The sequence below is a fragment of the Staphylococcus lugdunensis genome (assembly GCF_002901705.1).
GTDB lineage: Bacteria > Bacillota > Bacilli > Staphylococcales > Staphylococcaceae > Staphylococcus > Staphylococcus lugdunensis.
Map to the genome: position 1 here is coordinate 1 of NZ_PPPV01000002.1, position 391 is coordinate 391.

Here is a 391-nt window from a genome sequence, read left to right on the forward strand (position 1 = left end):
ACCAGTAGTAACAGTAGATAATCCAAGCACATTACCAAATGGTCAAACGCCTGGCACATATACAGTACCAGCAACGGTGACATACCCAGATGGATCAAAAGATCATGTGAATGTACCGGTAACAGTGAAAGAACAACCAGACAAAGATAAATACGAACCAAAAGTAACACCAATCACAAAAGACTTTGGTACACCGACAACAGCGGATGAAGTCAAAAAAGCGGTAACCGTACCAGATTATCCAAGTTCAAAAGGTACACCAGTAGTAACAGTAGATAATCCAAACACATTACCAGATGGTCAAACCCCAGGTACACACAATGTACCAGTGACAGTGACATATCCAGATGGCACAAAAGACCATGTGGATGTGCCAGTAACAGTGAAAGAA

Annotated in this window: 1 protein-coding gene; it reads left to right on the forward strand. The window is 41.7% G+C overall.

Annotated elements, in window-relative coordinates; translation table 11 throughout:
* Positions 1-391, forward strand: a 391-nt coding sequence (locus CD041_RS00550) for a Rib/alpha-like domain-containing protein (RefSeq protein WP_142380819.1), incomplete at both ends; no start/stop codon positions are given.